This is a genomic window from Rubrimonas cliftonensis (genome assembly GCF_900107585.1).
Lineage (GTDB): Bacteria > Pseudomonadota > Alphaproteobacteria > Rhodobacterales > Rhodobacteraceae > Rubrimonas > Rubrimonas cliftonensis.
The window spans coordinates 42,832-57,928 of sequence record NZ_FNQM01000004.1 but is presented as its reverse complement, the minus strand read 5'-3'; the positions used below and the strand labels follow the sequence as shown (position 1 = coordinate 57,928).

18 protein-coding genes are annotated in these 15,097 nt (G+C 70.1%); 4 read left to right on the top strand and 14 right to left on the bottom strand.

Going from position 1 to position 15,097, the window contains the following annotated elements:
- The first annotated feature begins 16 nt into the window (after positions 1–16).
- On the top strand, positions 17–475 hold the full coding sequence (locus BLW43_RS08520; RefSeq protein ID WP_093251850.1) for a DsrE family protein: 459 nt from the start codon (positions 17–19) through the stop codon (positions 473–475).
- Between the two features lie 72 nt (positions 476–547).
- Here BLW43_RS08520 and BLW43_RS08515 read toward each other — a convergent pair whose 3' ends face one another.
- The 10 genes from BLW43_RS08515 to BLW43_RS08470 all read right to left on the bottom strand — a co-directional run bounded on the left by BLW43_RS08515 (position 548) and on the right by BLW43_RS08470 (position 9,147).
- Positions 548–1,948, bottom strand: a complete 1,401-nt coding sequence (locus BLW43_RS08515; RefSeq protein ID WP_093251848.1) for an NAD(P)(+) transhydrogenase (Re/Si-specific) subunit beta — start codon at positions 1,946–1,948, stop codon at positions 548–550.
- 11 nt (positions 1,949–1,959) lie between these two features.
- Positions 1,960–2,415 (bottom strand): NAD(P) transhydrogenase subunit alpha part 2, encoded by a 456-nt coding sequence (locus BLW43_RS24720; protein WP_093251844.1) that lies wholly within the window; start codon positions 2,413–2,415, stop codon positions 1,960–1,962.
- A 5-nt stretch (positions 2,416–2,420) separates the two neighbouring features.
- The gene (locus BLW43_RS08505; RefSeq protein WP_093251840.1) at positions 2,421–3,554 is read right to left on the bottom strand and encodes a Re/Si-specific NAD(P)(+) transhydrogenase subunit alpha; all 1,134 of its coding nucleotides are present in this window, start codon (positions 3,552–3,554) and stop codon (positions 2,421–2,423) included.
- 99 nt (positions 3,555–3,653) lie between these two features.
- Entirely contained in the window at positions 3,654–3,788 is a 135-nt protein-coding gene (locus BLW43_RS08500; RefSeq protein WP_093251838.1) for an aa3-type cytochrome c oxidase subunit IV, read from the bottom strand.
- 365 nt (positions 3,789–4,153) lie between these two features.
- Complete coding sequence (locus BLW43_RS08495) at positions 4,154–5,044, bottom strand: SDR family oxidoreductase (protein ID WP_245730974.1); 891 nt, start codon at positions 5,042–5,044, stop codon at positions 4,154–4,156.
- 63 nt (positions 5,045–5,107) lie between these two features.
- On the bottom strand, positions 5,108–5,581 hold the full coding sequence (locus tag BLW43_RS23915) for a BLUF domain-containing protein (protein WP_217632127.1): 474 nt from the start codon (positions 5,579–5,581) through the stop codon (positions 5,108–5,110).
- A gap of 83 nt (positions 5,582–5,664) precedes the next feature.
- Complete coding sequence (locus tag BLW43_RS08485) at positions 5,665–6,936, bottom strand: replication-associated recombination protein A (RefSeq protein WP_245730995.1); 1,272 nt, start codon at positions 6,934–6,936, stop codon at positions 5,665–5,667.
- Positions 6,937–7,040: 104 nt separating this feature from the next.
- Positions 7,041–8,123 carry a trypsin-like peptidase domain-containing protein gene (locus tag BLW43_RS08480; protein ID WP_245730973.1) on the bottom strand — a complete coding sequence of 361 codons (1,083 nt, stop codon included), beginning with the start codon at positions 8,121–8,123 and terminating at the stop codon, positions 7,041–7,043.
- Positions 8,123–8,737 (bottom strand): GNAT family N-acetyltransferase, encoded by a 615-nt coding sequence (locus tag BLW43_RS08475; protein ID WP_245730972.1) that lies wholly within the window; start codon positions 8,735–8,737, stop codon positions 8,123–8,125. The genes BLW43_RS08480 and BLW43_RS08475 overlap by 1 nt, the downstream gene beginning before the upstream one ends.
- A complete protein-coding gene (locus BLW43_RS08470) occupies positions 8,734–9,147 on the bottom strand; it encodes a ketosteroid isomerase-related protein (RefSeq protein WP_093251829.1) in 414 nt (137 codons plus the stop codon). The genes BLW43_RS08475 and BLW43_RS08470 overlap by 4 nt, the downstream gene beginning before the upstream one ends.
- A gap of 103 nt (positions 9,148–9,250) precedes the next feature.
- Here BLW43_RS08470 and BLW43_RS08465 point away from each other — a divergent pair, with 103 nt between their 5' ends.
- Both BLW43_RS08465 and BLW43_RS08460 read left to right on the top strand, forming a co-directional pair.
- Positions 9,251–9,484 (top strand): DUF2842 domain-containing protein, encoded by a 234-nt coding sequence (locus tag BLW43_RS08465; protein ID WP_093251826.1) that lies wholly within the window; start codon positions 9,251–9,253, stop codon positions 9,482–9,484.
- The gene (locus BLW43_RS08460) at positions 9,481–10,155 is read left to right on the top strand and encodes a thiamine diphosphokinase (protein ID WP_093251824.1); all 675 of its coding nucleotides are present in this window, start codon (positions 9,481–9,483) and stop codon (positions 10,153–10,155) included. Before BLW43_RS08465 ends, BLW43_RS08460 begins: the two co-directional genes overlap by 4 nt.
- A 16-nt stretch (positions 10,156–10,171) precedes the next feature.
- Here BLW43_RS08460 and BLW43_RS08455 read toward each other — a convergent pair whose 3' ends face one another.
- Genes BLW43_RS08455 through BLW43_RS08445 form a run of 3 tightly spaced genes read right to left on the bottom strand, consistent with a single transcriptional unit; the run spans position 10,172 to position 12,722 of the window.
- Entirely contained in the window at positions 10,172–10,276 is a 105-nt protein-coding gene (locus BLW43_RS08455) for a DUF2474 family protein (RefSeq protein WP_093251823.1), read from the bottom strand.
- Positions 10,276–11,295, bottom strand: coding sequence for a cytochrome d ubiquinol oxidase subunit II (cydB, locus tag BLW43_RS08450; protein ID WP_093251822.1), 1,020 nt, complete (start codon positions 11,293–11,295; stop codon positions 10,276–10,278). The genes BLW43_RS08455 and cydB overlap by 1 nt, the downstream gene beginning before the upstream one ends.
- Positions 11,296–11,300: 5 nt before the next feature.
- On the bottom strand, positions 11,301–12,722 hold the full coding sequence (locus BLW43_RS08445; RefSeq protein WP_093251821.1) for a cytochrome ubiquinol oxidase subunit I: 1,422 nt from the start codon (positions 12,720–12,722) through the stop codon (positions 11,301–11,303).
- A gap of 212 nt (positions 12,723–12,934) precedes the next feature.
- Here BLW43_RS08445 and BLW43_RS08440 point away from each other — a divergent pair, with 212 nt between their 5' ends.
- Complete coding sequence (locus tag BLW43_RS08440) at positions 12,935–13,519, top strand: exopolysaccharide biosynthesis protein (RefSeq protein WP_175478814.1); 585 nt, start codon at positions 12,935–12,937, stop codon at positions 13,517–13,519.
- A gap of 55 nt (positions 13,520–13,574) precedes the next feature.
- Here the strand turns inward: BLW43_RS08440 and BLW43_RS08435 are convergent, their stop codons facing one another.
- Positions 13,575–14,861 carry an esterase-like activity of phytase family protein gene (locus BLW43_RS08435; RefSeq protein WP_093251819.1) on the bottom strand — a complete coding sequence of 429 codons (1,287 nt, stop codon included), beginning with the start codon at positions 14,859–14,861 and terminating at the stop codon, positions 13,575–13,577.
- Between the last annotated feature and the right edge of the window lie 236 nt (positions 14,862–15,097).

The window sequence follows — 15,097 nt, the reverse complement described above, 5'->3', positions numbered from 1 at the left end:
TAACCGGAGGAAACCCATGATCAGGCTCATCCGCGCCGCCGCGCTTCTGTTCGCCGCGCTGGCGCTTCCCATCCTGGCCCACGCCGAGGAGACGGCCCGCTACGGCAAGCAGAAGGTCGTCTATCACATCAACTACGGCGGCGGAGAGCAGTCGAAGGCCTATCGCGGCGCGCTCAACAACATCCAGAACCACATCAACGCCGTCGGCGCGGAGAACATGGAGATCAAGATCGTCCTGCACGGCGACGGCGTCTCGATGCTGCGCGACGCCATGTCGAACGATCTGCTCCAGCAGAACATCACCGGGCTGAAGGCGCAGCGCGTGGGTTTCCAAGTCTGCAACAACACGCTGACGGGCCGGAAAATTTCCTACAACGACGATCTGTTCGACGTTTGGGAGGACGACATCGTGCCCTCCGGCGTGGCGGAACTGTCGCGCCTGCAGATGGATGGCTACACCTACATCAAGCCCTGATTGGCGCGTCCCAAAAACGAAACGGCCCGCGCACGGGGCGCGGGCCGTCAGAGTTCGCAATGGCGCTTTGCGTCAGTCCATCGCCTTGACGATGTCCTCGCACATCTTCTTGGCGTCGCCGAGCAGCATCATCGTCTGGTCGAAGAAGAACAGCGGATTCTCGACGCCGGCGTAGCCCGCGCCCATCGAGCGCTTCACGAACAGCACCGTCTTGGCGTTCTCCACGTCCAGCACCGGCATGCCGGCGATGGGTGACTTCGGGTCGGTCTTGGCCGAGGGGTTGGTCACGTCGTTGGCGCCGATGACGAAGGCCACGTCCGCACGGGAGAACTCCGAGTTGATGTCCTCCAGTTCGAACACCTCGTCATAGGGCACGTTGGCCTCGGCCAGCAGCACGTTCATGTGGCCCGGCATGCGGCCCGCGACGGGGTGGATGGCGTATTTCACGTCCACGCCCGCCTCCTTGAGCTTGTCGCCCATCTCGCGCAGCGCGTGCTGGGCCTGCGCCACCGCCATGCCGTAGCCCGGCACGATGATGACGGAGCCGGCGTTCTGCATGATGAAGGCTGCGTCGTCCGCCGAGCCGCGCTTGTAGGGCTTCTGCTCGCCCGCCTCGCCGCCGCCCGCCGCCGCCGCATCGCCGCCCCAGCCGCCGAGGATGACGGAGATGAAGCTGCGGTTCATGCCGGCGCACATGATGTAGGACAGGATCGCGCCCGAGGAGCCGACCAGCGAGCCGGTGATGATCAGCGCCTCGTTGCCCAGCGTGAAGCCGATGCCCGCCGCCGCCCAGCCCGAGTAGCTGTTCAGCATCGACACGACCACCGGCATGTCGGCGCCGCCGATCGGGATGATGATCAGCACGCCCAGCGCCAGCGCCGCGGCGGTGATCGCCCAGAACCAGAACACGTCCTGCGTCTGGATGAAGGTGTAGACCATGAACACCAGACCGGCCGCGAGCGCGCCGTTGATCAGGTGCCGGTTGGGCAGCATGATCGGAGCGCCCGACATCCGTCCGTCGAGCTTGGCGAAGGCGATGACCGAGCCAGTGAAGGTGATCGCGCCGATGGCGACGCCGAGGCTCATCTCCACCAGCGAAGCGGCGTGGATGTCGCCGGGAACGCCGATGTTGAAGGCCACGGGGCTGTAGAGCGCCGCCGCCGCCACGAACACAGCCGCGAGGCCGACGAGGCTGTGGAACGCCGCGACCAGCTGCGGCATGTCCGTCATCGGCACTTTCTTCGCGATCTGCGCGCCGGCGAAGCCGCCGAGGGCGAGCCCCGCCACGATCAGCAGGACGCCCTCGTTGCTGGAGGGGCCGGCGACGACGAGCGTGGTGACGATGGCCAGCGCCATGCCGATCATGCCGTAGCGGTTGCCCTGCCGCGACGTCGTCGGATGGCTGAGCCCGCGCAGCGCCATGATGAACAGGACGCCGGAGACGAGGTAGGCGAGAGCCGCAAAATTCTCCATCTATATGGCCCTCACTTCTTTTCTTTGGGCTTGTACATGCCGAGCATCCGCTCGGTGACAAGAAAGCCGCCGAAGATGTTCACCGAGGCGAGCACCAGCGCGATGAAGCCGAAGATCTTCGTCGCCTGCGTGGCGCCCTCGGCGGCGTCGGCCCCCACCGCGACCAGCGCGCCGACCACGATCACCGAGGAGATCGCGTTGGTGACGGACATGAGCGGCGTGTGCAGGGCCGGCGTCACCGACCACACGACATAGTAGCCGATGAAGATCGACAGCACGAAGATCGCGAGGCGGAACACGAACGGGTCCACCCCGCTCGCATGGGCCGCCGCATCGGCGACCGGCGCGGCGGCCTCCGCATTGGCGGCCGCCTCTGCGGCCACGCCGCGGGCCGCCTCGGCGAGCGCGGCGGCGGAGGAAGCGGCGGCCTCCGCGGCGTCGCGGAGCGTTTGAAGCGCGTCAGCCATGGCGGTCAGCCTTCTTTCGTCAGGAACGGGTGGACGAGGGCCCCGTCGCGGGTCAGGCGAATGCCCTTCACCAGCTCGTCGTCCTCGTCGAGCGTGAGCGCGCCGTCCTTGATGAACGGCGACAGGAAATTGAGATGGTTGCGCGCGAAGAGCGACGAGGCGTCGGCGGCGAGGCGCCCGGCCATGTTCGGCAGGCCCACGATCTTCACGCCGTTAGGGGTCTCCACGATCTTGTCGAGCTCCGCGCCCTCGACGTTGCCGCCCTGCTCCACCGCGAGATCGACGATGATCGAGCCCGGCTTCATGCTCTCGACCATCGCCTTCGTGACGAGGATCGGCGCCTTGCGGCCGGGGATAAGCGCGGTGGTCACCACGATGTCCTGCTTGGCGATGTGGCCGGCGACCAGCTCCGCCTGCTGCTTCTTGTAGTCGTCCGACATCTCCTTGGCGTAGCCGGCGGAGGTCTGCGCGTTGAGGAACTCGTCGTTCTTCACGGCGATGAACTTCGCGCCGAGCGAGGCGACCTGCTCCTCGGTGGCGGGGCGCACGTCGGTCGCCGTGACGACCGCGCCGAGCCGGCGCGCCGTGGCGATCGCCTGCAGGCCGGCGACGCCGACGCCCATGATGAACGCCTTGGCGGGCGCCACCGTGCCCGCGGCCGTCATCATCTGCGGCATGCCCTTGCCGTAGAGGTTCGCCGCCTCGAGCACCGCCTTGTAGCCGGCGAGGTTGGCCTGGCTCGACAGCACGTCCATGCTCTGCGCGCGGCTGATCCGCGGCATGAACTCCATCGCGAACACCTCGACGCCCTTCTCGGCCAGAGCGTCGGTGATCGGACGGTCGAGCCCGGGATACATCGAGCTGAACAGCATCTGGCCCTTCTTGAAGGACTTGATCTCCGCATCGGTCGGGCGCTGGATCTTCAGCACCAAATCGGCGTCCTTCACGCAGGCGGCGAAGGACTTGGCGATGCTTGCGCCGACAGCCTCGAACGCGGCGTCGGGGATGCTGGCGGCGTCCCCCGCCCCGCTCTGCACCGTGACTTCGGCGCCGAGGGCGATGAACTTCTTGACGGTCTCGGGAACCGCCGCGACGCGCGTCTCGTAGGCGCGGGTCTCCTTCGGCACTGCGATCTTCATGCCGCTCCTCTCGGTTGGGCGCGTCGACCCGCCGCGCTGGCGGCGCGGGCCGTCATGGCTGGATGCGCTGCGGGCCGGACGGCCGCGCGGCGCGACGGATCAGATGCGGGTGGTCAGGACAAGGAGAACGGCCACGGCCACGACGATCGCGACGCCGGCGACCCGAAGAAAGCCGGCGAAGGTCCGCTCCTGCTCGGAGATGTCCATCGACCCGTGGTGATGATGCTCAGCCATGCCGGCTTTCCCCTCATGTTCCGCAACAGCGACCCGGCGTCGCGCGCACGATTGTTACCCGCGCTCGCGCGGTCCTCCGGCCGTCTATGGCGCAAAACCCCGCCGCCCGTAAAGCCCCGCCGGCGACGATGCGTCACGCGCGAGCGCTTTCCCGAGCGTCCGGCGGCGGCTGAGCGCGCCCGCGCTGCCGACGTCGACCCTTTTCCGCATGGCCGCGCCGGAAGGCCTCCGCCTTTCCGAACGACCCGAAAGCCGAAGGATTCGCCCCATGCGCAGAACGATCCTGGCGGACTGCCGCGAGACGGCGGCCGCCGCCCGGCGAGTTCATCGACCAAGGCGACCGGCAGGCCGGCGGCGCCCCGCGTCTAGAGGGAGGGCGCGCGCCAGCCCACGACGCCGCCGGCCGCCTCGGGCTGCGGCGCGTCCGCCGGCACGAAGAAGTCGATGAAGAGCTCCGCGCCCGGCGTCACCGCATAGGCTTCGAAGTCGGTCACGCCTTCGGCGGCGAGCATCAGGTCGTCCAGCACGAACCATCCCGAGAAGTCCACAGACCTGCGCAGGATCGCCAGCGCCGCATCCGCCATGACCGCGTCGGTGCGGCAGCGCGCCGCCATCGCGTCTCCGCCGAGCACGTTGCGCACCGCCGCGGTGTCGATCGCGGTGCGAGGCCACAGGCAGTTGGCGGCGACCTTGCCGGCGAACTCCGCCGCCCAGGCGTGGGTGAGCAGGCTCATGCCGTATTTGGCGAGACTGTAGGCGGCGTGGCCGGCGAACCATTTCGGGTCGAGGTCGAGCGGCGGCGACAGCGTCAGGATATGCCCGCGATCCGACTTCAGCAGGTGCGGCAGGCAGGCCTGGGTCAGCACGAACGTCCCGCGGCTGTTCACCCCGGTCATCAGGTCGAAGCGCTTCACGTCGGTCCCGAGCGTCGGCGTCAGGCTGATGGCGGAGGCGTTGTTCACCACCGCGTCGATCCGCCCGAAGACGTCGGCCGCCTGCGCAACGGCCTCAGCCGTCGCCGTCTCGTCGCGGATGTCGCAGAGGATCGGCAGCGCCTTCGCGCCGTGGGCGCGGCCGGCCGCCTCGATCTCGGCGGCCGCGGTGTGGATGGTGCCCGGCAGCTTGGGGTGCGGCTCGACCGTCTTGGCGAGGATCGCCACATGCGCGCCCGCCGCCGCGCAGGCCTTGCCGATCGCCAGGCCAATGCCCCGGCTGCCGCCGGAAATCACCACGCCGCGCCCCGTCATGTCAGCCATGTCGCTCCTCCCGAAAGCATCTCCGCCCGACATTGCGCCGGTCGGCATGGCGCAGGAAGGGCGTCAGACGGCCCTCGCGAAATCCGCGACGCGGCCGAGCGCCTGATTGCGCGCGTAGAACTGCTCGAGGAAAACCGAGAAATCGCCGCTGAAGCGCGGCCGGATGCGCGGCGTCTCGCAGTCCAGCACGAAGAAATGGTCCCCTTCGATCTGCTTGAGCCCCAGCTCGAAGCAGCCCATGGACCAGTCCGCGAAGGCCCGCCGCAGTACGCGCTCGGTCGAGAGGCGCGTCACCCACCTGTTGCGCGGGTCGTTCTCGATCATCTCGAAAAGCTGCTCGACGGCGCCGCCGGCCCCCTCCAGTATCTGGAGGAAATCGCCATCCACATAGAGCAGAAGGCCCGTCAGTCCCATCGCGCGGTTGCGCTTCTGGGCGCTGTCGGCGATGGCGCGAAGATCGTCGCGCGAGAGCCATTCCACGGCGCGGCTAGCGTAGGTGAGGCGCAACAGGCGCGGGTCGAAGTCGGTCAGATCCACAAGGGCCCCCGGGACGATGTCCTGCGAAGGTGAAGGCGCGCCGCCCCGATTGCGAGGCGGCGCCAAGCCGCTGCGGCGACCCGTCACTTCTCGCCTGCGCCATCGGCGTCATCGCCGCCGCGCGCCGCCCTCAATCGCGACAGTCTCGCCATCCGGGCGCCCATTTCCTGCTCGAATCCACGATCCGTCGGCGCGTAATAGCGGCGGCGGCCGAGTCGCTCGGGAAAGTAGTCCTGCCCGGAGAACGCGTCCGGCGCGTCGTGGTCGTAGGCGTAGCCCGCCCCGAAGCCCTGCTCCTTCATCAGCCGAGTCGGCGCGTTGAGGATGTGCGCCGGCGGCGGCAGGCCCGCGGTCTCACGCGCGTCCGCCTGTGCCGCCTTGAAGGCGGCGTAGAGCGCGTTCGACTTCGGCGCCAGCGCCAGGTAGGCGGCCGCCTCGGCCAGCGCCAGGTCGCCCTCCGGCGAGCCCAGCGTCTCGTAGGTGTCGCGGGCGGCGACGGCGAGGCCAAGCGCCTGCGGATCGGCCAGCCCGACGTCCTCCGCCGCCATGCGGATCAGCCTGCGCGCGAGATAGCGCGGATCCTCCCCGCCCTGCAGCATCCGCGCCAGCCAGTAGAGGGCGGCGTCGGGGTCCGACCCGCGCACCGCCTTGTGCAGCGCGGAGATCAGACCGAAATGCTGGTCGCCCGTCCGGTCATAGAGCGCCGCGCGCCGCGCCAGACGCGCCGACAGCTCCGCCGGGCCATGGGGTCCGCCTTCCAGCGCCAGCGCGGCTTCGGCAAGGTTCAGCGCCGCGCGCCCGTCGCCATCGGCCATGCCGGCGAGCGCGGCCCGCCCGGCCGCGTCCACCGGCAGCGCGCGGCCGGCGTCCGCCTCGGCGCGCTGCAGGAGCGCGTGGATCGCCGCCTCGTCGAGCGGCGCGAGCCGCAGCACCTGCGCGCGGCTCAGAAGGGCGGCGTTCAGCGCGAAGGACGGGTTCTCGGTGGTCGCGCCGACGAGGATGACCGCGCCCGTCTCCATGTGCGGCAGGAACCCGTCCTGCTGCGCGCGGTTGAAGCGATGGATCTCGTCGACGAAGAGCAGCGTCGCCCGCCCCGTCCGCCACAGCGCCGCAGCCGCGTCGAAGACCTTCCTCAGCTCGGCCACGCCGGAGAAGATCGCGCTGATCTGCTCGAAGCGCAGGCCGCTCTCGCGCGCCAGCAGCCGGGCGATGGTGGTCTTGCCCACGCCGGTCGGCCCCCAGAGGATCGTGGAGACCGGGCGTCGCGCCAGCGCCGTCAGCGCGCCGCCAGGCCCGAGCAGCGCGTCCTGCCCAAGAACGTCCTCAAGCCGTTCCGGCCGCAGACGGTCGGCCAGAGGACGCGGGCCGGGAGGCTCCGGCGCCGACCGGCTGGCGCGGCCCTCGGCGGCGGCGCCCCCGTCGCCGGCGCCGTCTGGCGCGTCGGAGAAAAGGTCGCGGGTCAGTTGCCCGCGCCCGGCGGCGGCGCGATCAGCGCGACCTCGGCCTCCACCGTCTCGCCCCGGCGCACGGCCTCCAGCGTGACAGTGCCGCCGACGCCCATCGCGGCCAGCCGGAAGGCCAGCTCCTCCGGCGACTCGACCGGAGCCCCGTCAAGGGCGACGATCACATCGCCCTGCCGCAGGCCCGCCCGCCCGAACGGGCTGCGCGGGTGCAGCGCCGCGATCAGCACGCCGGCCGGCCTCGGCAGGCCCAGCGCGTCCGCGAGATCGGCCGTCACCGGCTGCCCGCGCACGCCCGCCCAGGGCCGGACCAGCTCCTTCTCGCCGCGCAGCGCGCTCTCGACCGCATGGCTCACGAGGCTCGCCGGAATGGCGAAGCCGATCCCGACCGAGCCGCCCGAGCGGCTGAGGATCGCCGTGTTCACGCCGATCAGCCGCCCCGCCATGTCGACCAGCGCGCCGCCGGAGTTGCCCGGATTGATCGAGGCGTCGGTCTGGATGAAGTAGCCGCCGCCGCGCCGTCCCGCCGTGCGCCCCAGCCCCGAGATCACGCCCATCGTCACCGTCTGGCCGACGCCGAACGGATTGCCGATGGCGAGCGCGAGGTCGCCGACCTCGAGCGGCGCATTCTCCGGCCGCGCCGCGAGCGTCGGCAGGCCCTCGGCGCCGCGCAGCTTCAGCACCGCGAGATCGGACGGCGGGTCGAACAGCAGGATGTCGGCGTCGTATTCGCTGCGGTCGCTCAGCGCGACGCGGATCTCCACGGCGTCGGCGATGACATGGGCGTTGGTGACGACGACGCCGTCCGCCCGCATCACCACGCCCGAGCCGAGCGAGTTCTCCACGCGCCGCCGCGGCATCCCGCCGAACTCGCGCAGGAACTGGTCAAAGAAGGGATTGCCTCCGAAGGGCGAGCGCTGGGCGACCACCTTGCGGGTGTAGACGTTGACCACCGCCGGCGCCGCCGCCTTCACAACCGGCGCAAAGGAGAGCGCGACTTCCGCCATGCTCGCCGGCGGGCGCGCCTCCTGCGCCGAGAGCGGGGCCGCGGCCAGCATCAGCGCGAGCGCGACGCGGCGCATCACAGATCCCGCATCCAGAACTGCATCTCGTGCTCCGTCTCCTCGCGCGCGCCGTGCTCGCGCCAGGCGTAGCGCGCCGTCAGCCCGTCGAGCTTCTCGTAGCCGCGCTTGCGCCAGAACGGGTCGAGCGGCGCGTAATCCTTCGGGCGGCGCGGGTCCGCCGGATCGCGCACCACGCCGCAGAAGCAGATGCGCCTGCGGCCCAGCGCCCGGCCATGGGCCTCGCGCGCGTCGAAGAAGCCGTGGCCGACGCCGTGGCCGCGATACTCCGGCAGAAGCACCGATTCGCCGCAGTAGAGGATTTCGGAGATGTCGTAGCCGCGCTCCTGAAACGGCGCGGCGAACTCCCTGGCGTGGTCCTCCATCGGCGCCGCGGTCGACGCGCCGACGATCTCGGCGCCGTCGAAGCAGCCCGCCACCAGCGCGCCGGGGCTTTCGCCATAGGCGCGCATGTAGCGCTCCTCATAGGCCCGGTCGCCGGCGTAGAGATAGGGCCACGCGCCGAACACCGCGATGCGCAGCTCCGCCAGCCGCGGCAGGGCCGCGATGAGCGCGTCCCCGGTCAGCGGCTCGACCCTGAGCCCGCCCTTCAGGTCGCGCGCCGGCTCCGTCACGCCGATACCTGCGCGATCCAGTCGTTGAGGTTGTAGCAGGTCGCCACGCGGCTCACCTTTCCGTCGCGGACCTCCAGGAAGGCCCCGGCGTCGAGTACATAGGTCTGCCCCTTCGCCTCCGGAAGCCCTTCGTCCGTCGCCTTGTAGGATCCGTGCACCGTGAAGCGCGCCGCGGCATGAACGCCGCCCGGCGCCGCCATCACCACGAGGTCGGCGAGGCGCTCGCTGTAGCAGCGGTCCATGTGGGCGAGGAACTCGGCGAACTTCCCGCGGCCGATGCGCGCGGCCCCCTGATTGACGTCGTGGCGGACGTCATCGGTCACGAGCGCCAGCATCGCGGCGCTGTCGCCCGCGTTGAAGGCGGCGTAATAGGCGGCGACGACGTCGCGGGCGGCGGCTTCTGAGGTCATGTTCACGGCTCCGGCTGTTTCGGCGGCGGAGCCTACCCATGGCGGCGCCTCCGTCAACGGCGCCCCTGTTGAAGCGGGCGTCGGTTCGGTCTAGCTCCGCGCCATGACATACCGCACGCGCAAGCGCCTCGCCGCCCTCGTCCTCGTCGTCGGGCTGCCGCTCTACATCATGACAGCCGTCTGGCTGGTGGATCAGTTCGAGCGGCCTCATGTGCTGGTCGAGCTCACGGTCTATGTCGGCCTCGGGGTGGTGTGGGCCTTCCCGCTGAAGGGGCTCTTCAAGGGGATCGGCAGGCCCGACCCTGACGCGCCGCCGCCCCCGGACGAGGGCAGGTGAGCGCGCTGCGGTTCGCCGCCGGCGTCACGCTGGTCGGCGGCGGCGCGCTCGACCGCGAGACGTTCGAGCAGGCCCGCGGGCTCGCCCCCCATGTCGTAGCGGCCGACGGGGGCGCCAACGCCCTGTCGCTCTGGGACGAAGGCGCCGAGGCCGTCATCGGCGACATGGACAGCGTCGCGGACCTGCCGCGCTGGCGCGCGGCGTCCCGGGTGGTCCACATCGCCGAGCAGGACACGACCGACCTCGAGAAATGCCTCTACAGCGTCGAGGCGCCGCTGTTCGTCGGCGTCGGCTTCACCGGCCGGCGCTTCGACCACACGCTCGCCGCCCTGCACGCGCTGCTGCGCTGGCGCGACCGGCGGGTGGTCCTGATCGGGGCGGAGGACGTGATCTTCCTCTGCCCGCCGCGCTGGCGCGCGCGCCTGGCGCCCGGCGCCCGCGTCTCCTTCTTCCCGCTTGCGCCGGTCTCCGGGCGTTCATCGGCGGGGCTGCGCTGGCCCGTCGACGGCCTCGACTTCGCCGCCGGCGCGCGCATCGGCACCTCGAACGAGGCCGTGGAGGCGGAGGTCTCGGCCAGCTTCTCCGACTGGGGCATGGCCTGCATGCTGGAGCGCCGCTGGCTGGCCGAAGCGGCCGCCGCGCCCGGCGAGGCGCCTGCATCGGCCGGCTGAGCCGCGCCCTCGCCGCTCAGAATATCACCGCCCTAATGGCGAAGGCGATGACCGCGAGCGTCGCCACGCCTGCGCACCACAGGCCCACGAACCACACCAGCCGCGCGCGCCGCCCCGACATCAGTGATACCCGTCGCCGGGGCGCACCTTGCCGCGGAAAACCCAGTAGGCGTAGGCGGTGTAGCCGAGGATCATCGGGATCAGGACAACGGCGCCCACCAGCAGGAAGCGCAGGCTCTCGTCAGGCGCGGCCGCCTCCGCGATCGAGAGCGCGGGGGGCGCGAGATAGGGGAAGAAGCTCACGCCCAGCCCGATGAAGCTCAGCGCAAACAGCCCCTGCGCGGCGAGGAACGGCGTCACGTCATGCTCGCGGCGCAGGCCGTCCACGAGCTTCCAGACGCATCCCGCCACCATCACGGGCACAACGAGACTGAAAACCATCGTCGGCCAGCCGAACCAACGGTCGAAGTAGAGCGGCTGCAGGAACGGCGTGACCAGGCTGACGAGGCCGATCAGCCCCACGGTGCCGGCCCCGGCGCCCCAGGCGACGCGCCGCGCGAAGGCCTGCAGGTCGCCCTCGGTCTTCATCACCAGCCACGTCGCGCCCAGCAGGGCGTAACCGACGACCAGCGCGGCCCCGGTCAGCAGCGAGAACGGCGTCAGCCAGTCCCACCAGCCGCCGGCGTAGGCCCGCCCTTCGACCTCCACGCCCTGCACCAGCGCGCCCAGCGCGATCCCCTGGGCCAAGGAGGCGATCAGCGACCCGCCGAAGAAGCCCCATTCCCACAGGAAGCGCCCGCGCCGCGTCCGATGGATGAACTCGAAGGACACGCCGCGGAAGATGAGGCCCAGCAGCATCGCGACGATCGGGGCGTAGAGCGCCGGCATGATCACCGAATAGGCCAGCGGAAACACGGCGAAGAGCCCCCCGCCCCCCAGCACGAGCCAGGTCTCGTTGCCGTCCCAAACCGGCGCGACGGAGTTCATCGCAAGGTCGCGCTCCTCGCGGCCGCGAAAGAACGGAAACAGTATCCCGACGCCCAGATCGAACCCGTCGAGCACGATGTAGGCGTAGACGGCGAAGGCGATCAGGCCGGCCCAGATGAAGGGCAGGCCGAACCAGACGAGTTCGGTCTCCATCTCGCTCACTCCGCCGGATGCGCGGCGGGCCGCCGCATGGAAGCCGCCGGCGTCACGCCGGCGGCGCGCGTCGGGCCGAGCGCGTCGATGTCGAGCCCGTCCTCGGGCCCATGCGCCATCAGCCGCAGCACATAGAACGTCCCGGCGCCGAAAACCGCGAAATAGACGATGATGAACGCCAGCAGCGACGCCCCCACGGCGGGCGCGTCGAGCGGCGAGGCGCTGTCGGCCGTGCGCAGCAGGCCGTAGACGGTGTAGGGCTGCCGGCCGACCTCGGTGGTGATCCAGCCGCACAGCACGGCGAGAAAGCCGCTCGGCCCCATCGCCACCGCCGCCCGGTGCAGCCAGGGCAATTCGAAAAGCCGCCCCTTGAGCCGCGCCCAGCCCGACCAGAGGCCGACGGCGAGCATGGCGAAGCCGACCGCCACCATGACGCGGAAGGTCCAGAAGATCAGCGCCGCGGGCGGGCGCTCCTCCTTCGGGAACTCCTTGAGACCCTGCACCGGGCTGGAGAGGTCGTGCTTGAGGATCAGCGAGCCGAGATAGGGTATCTCGACTGCGTGGCGCGTCTCCTCGGCCTCGTCGTCGGGCAGTCCGAACAGGATCAGCGGCGCCGGGGCGCGGGTCTCGTAGTGGCCCTCCATGGCGGCGATCTTGGCGGGCTGATGCTCCAGCGTGTTGATGCCGTGCAGGTCTCCCGCGACGATCTGAAGCGGCGCCACGAGCAGCGCCATCCACATCGCCATCGAGAACATCACCCGCGCCGCCCGGTCGGTCCGCCCCGTGCGCCGCGCCCGCAGCAGATGCCACGCCCCCACGCCGCCGACGATGAACGCCGTCGTCAGATACGCCGCCAGCACCATGTGGACCAGCCGGTAGGGGAAGGACGGGTTGAACACGACCGCCCACCAGTCCACCGGCACGAACTGGCCGACCTCGTTGACGCCATAGCCCGCGGGCGTGTGCATCCAGCTGTTTACGCTGAGAATCCAGAAAGCCGAGAACAGCGTGCCCACGGCCACCATCAGCGTCGCGAAGAAATGCAGGTTCGGGCCCACCCGCTCGCGCCCGAACAGCATGACCCCGAGGAACCCGGCTTCCAGAAAGAAGGCCGAAAGCACTTCGTAGCCCATCAACGGCCCCAGAACGGGCCCGGTCTTGTCGGAGAACACCGACCAGTTGGTGCCGAACTGGTAGCTCATGACGATGCCGGAGACGACGCCCATGCCGAAGACGACGGCGAAGATCGTCTTCCAGTAGTCGAACAGGCGGCGATAGACGGCGTCGCCGGTCGCCAGCCCCAACCCGTTCAGCACGGCGAGATAGCTCGCCAGACCGATGGAGAAGGCGGGAAAGATGATGTGCGCCGACACTGTGAACGCGAACTGGAACCGCGCCAGGTCGAGCGCCTCATATCCGAACCCCATGGCTCGCTCCTCTAAAGTCATATTTCCTGTCGATGTTATAGAGGCCTCCGCCGCGACTTCAACAGCCGCGCCGCGGCGGTCCGATTGCCGAATCTGACGGCTTGATCTGCGCGCGAAACAGGCGGATGTGAGGGGTCATGGATGGCGGCGGGATCGAGGATGGGGCGGAGAGCCCCCGGATGACGGCGCCGGCTCCGGTGCGACGCGCCTCCATGTCCCGTTCGCTCCTGCGCGCCGCAAACCAGCGCGGCGAGGAGGAGAGCGTCAGTGTGGAGGCCGTGCTCGCCAGTCTCGGAGACCGCTCCTTCTCGTGGGCGATTCTGGTCTTCGCGCTGGTGAACCTCATTCCGGCGCCGCTGGGCTCGACGCTCGTGACGGCGGTCCCGCTGCTGATCGTCACCGCCCAGATGGCGCTCGGGGCCCACCACCTGTGGTTGCCGCGCGTCATCGCCCGCAGGCGCGTCTCCCGCAAGGCGCTGAAGCGTGCGGTGATCCGGCTGCGCCCGCTGGTCCGCCCCATCGAGCGCACCCTGAAGCCGCGCCGGCCGTGGCTGTTCACCGCGCGCAACGAGCGGATCGTCGGCGCGATGCTCTTCGCCGTGTCGGTGGCGCTGTTCACGCCGCTGCCGCTGACCGGCGCGTTTCCCGCCTGGTCTCTGGTGGTGAGCGCGCTGGCGCTGCTCGACCGCGACGGCACCGTGCTTCTCGCCGGTCTGACGGCGGGCGCGGCGTCCATCGCCGTCACGGTCGCAGTCGTCGCAGCCGTCCTCGCGGGCGTCGAGAGCTTCTTCGTCTGAGTCTTTCCCGATGGAACGTGCCCGCGACGCGCCGCGGGCACGGCAAATTCCGGCGTCAGCCGCGGCGGCGCATCGCCGCAAGCCCGGCCAGCCCGGCGATCATCAGCCAGCCGGCCGCGGGCAGCGGCACAGGCGCCAGCGAGGCGATCGGCTGATCGAGCGTGATGCGGATGAACTCGTTGTTGTCGGGCACGCCCGCCGTGCGACCGGCGCTGCCGGGGAAGTTGTTGTCGTTGGCGACGAGCAGCGTGTAGGCGTCGAGCGGCAGCACGCTCTCGATCGTCACGAACGGAAAGCTGAAGACGTTCGAGCCGTCGCCGTCGAGATCGAACGGATCGTCAATCGCCAGCAGGTCGACGATCTCGGTCTTCTTCAGAAAGCCGTCGGCGTCGGACTGGTCCAGGTCGATGAGGAACAGCTTCTTGAAGGCCGCGGAGGGGCCCTGCCCGCCGTCGCGCTCAATCACGACGAAGACGTTGTCTTCGACGAGGGTAAGCTCGCCGATGGCCGCGCCGGCGGGGTCGAGCGGATAGAGCCACTGTTCGCCGGTGAAGCTGGCGTCGGCGATGTCGAACTCCGACAGGCGCAGCGTGCGCGCCGGGTCGCCAGCGACGGTTCCCTCAAGCAGCGTGTAAAGCGTGTCGCCGGCCTCGTTGATCGCCATGCCTTCATAGCCGCGGCTGCCGCCGAGGTTGGGCGCGGCGGCGCCGAGGAACGGGTTGTTGGGAGACTGGACCCCAGGCGTGGCGATCTCGGGGGCGATGAGTTCGAAATCCGCGTTGGTGTGCAGCAGGAAGGGGCCGAACTCCTCGCCGATCCAGAAGTTTCCGCTCGCGTCGCGGCGGATCGATTCGATGTCGAAGTCGGCGCCGGTCAGCAGCCGGCCGGAGGCGATGGCCCCGTCGACCGGAATATCCCCGGCGCCGTTGGGGTAGAACGTCTGCTCCGCGACGATCGGAAAGCTCACGAGGTCGTCGGGGTCGGAAAGCGGCGTGCTGGAGTTCACCGTCACCGCGCCTGTGCCGCCCGTCTCGGTGCGGAAGTCGACCGAGATGTCGTGCACCAGCAGCAGCGCGTCGGCCGAGTTCCCCTTGCCCCCGAAGCCGTTGTCGGACATGGCGAGGAAGCCGCCGGCGCCGTTGGAGATGACGGACGAGAAGCCCTGCACAGGCTGCTGGCCGACATAGGGCGGGGTCACGCCGTTGGCGGGGTTCTGGAACTGGCCGGAGGTCGGGCCGGGAACGAAGGTTTCGGCGGGCAGGGACGCGAAGCCGGTAAGCGTGGCGGCCGAGAGCGGCGCGGCGACGAGCGCAAGCGAAACCGCCGTGAAGGTCTTGATCATGTTTTCCACTTCCAGTTGAGGGATGATCGACCCGGGCACGCTAGGCGCGAGCCTTGTCCGCCCGCTCACAGGACAGTGAAACATGCGTCAACTTTCCATGAAACGGCCCCCCTTTCCTTGCCGCCAAAGGGCGCCGGCGAGGCGACGCTGGCCGCGCGGCCTGGTCGGCGACCTGGGGCGGCGACTGGGGACGGCGCCCCATAAGGCGGGGTTGCATGCCGCACTGCGGCGCGCGA